This window comes from Sphingopyxis flava, assembly GCF_900168005.1.
GTDB lineage: Bacteria > Pseudomonadota > Alphaproteobacteria > Sphingomonadales > Sphingomonadaceae > Sphingopyxis > Sphingopyxis flava.
In genome coordinates this window covers 1-1,063 of the sequence record NZ_FUYP01000115.1, presented here as the reverse complement: position 1 = coordinate 1,063, position 1,063 = coordinate 1, and the positions used below count along the sequence as shown (strand labels likewise).

Here is a 1,063-nt window from a genome sequence, read left to right as displayed (position 1 = left end):
TGTCGAAGGAATATTTTGCAGGCGAGAAGGAATTCGAGCGCATCCAGCTCCGCCCCGCCAAATATTGGGACGAGCGCGAGGTGACGATGCTGCTCGGCAAGCGCGTCGTCAGCGTCGATCCCGCAGCGCACAGCGTCACGACGGAGAGCGGCGAGACGATCGGTTACGGCAAGCTCGTCTGGGCAACGGGGGGAACGCCGCGGATGCTGCCCATCCCCGGCGGCGATCTTCCCGGCGTGCAGGGCGTGCGCACCCGCGCCGATGCCGATGCGATGAAAGCGGCGTCCGAGACCGCAAAGCAGATCGTCGTGATCGGCGGCGGCTATATCGGGCTCGAGGCGGCGGCGGTGCTCACCAAGGCGGGCAAGAAGGTTGTGCTCCTCGAAGCGCTCGACCGGGTGCTCGCGCGCGTTGCGGGCGAGGATCTCTCGCGCTTCTATGAAAAGGAGCACCGCGCGCACGGCGTGGACTTGCGCCTCGGGGTCTCGGTCGCCGCGATCGAGGGCGACAGCCATGTGACGGGCGTGCGCCTCGCCGACGGCGAGGTCATTCCCGCCGACCTCGTCATCGTCGGCATCGGGATCGTGCCGGCGGTGGAACCGCTCATCGCGGCGGGCGCCGAGGGCGGCAATGGCGTTCGCGTCGACAGCCATTGCAAGACAAGCCTTCCCGACATCTATGCGATCGGCGACTGCGCAGTGCATGAGAATGTTTTTGCCGAGGGCGCCTGCATACGCCTTGAATCGGTTCAGAACGCCAATGACCAGGCAAATGTCGTTGCAAAGGGCATCGTCGGCGACGAGGCGCCCTATCATGCGGTCCCCTGGTTCTGGTCGAACCAATATGACTTGAAGCTCCAGACGGCAGGCCTGTCGACGGGCCACGATCAGGCGATCCTCAGAGGTGACCCGGCAGCGCGCAGCTTCTCGATTGTCTATCTCAAGGCAGGCAAGGTGATCGCGATCGACTGCGTCAATGCGACCAGGGACTATGTGCAGGGCCGCATGATCGTCACCGCAGGACTTCGCGCCTCCCCTGAGCAGCTCGCCGATGCCGGCACGCC

1 protein-coding gene is annotated in these 1,063 nt (G+C 65.3%); it reads left to right on the top strand.

What is annotated here, in order from left to right:
* The coding region (locus B5X69_RS20775; protein ID WP_139375930.1) for an NAD(P)/FAD-dependent oxidoreductase at window positions 1-1,063 on the top strand (1,063 nt) is incomplete at both ends.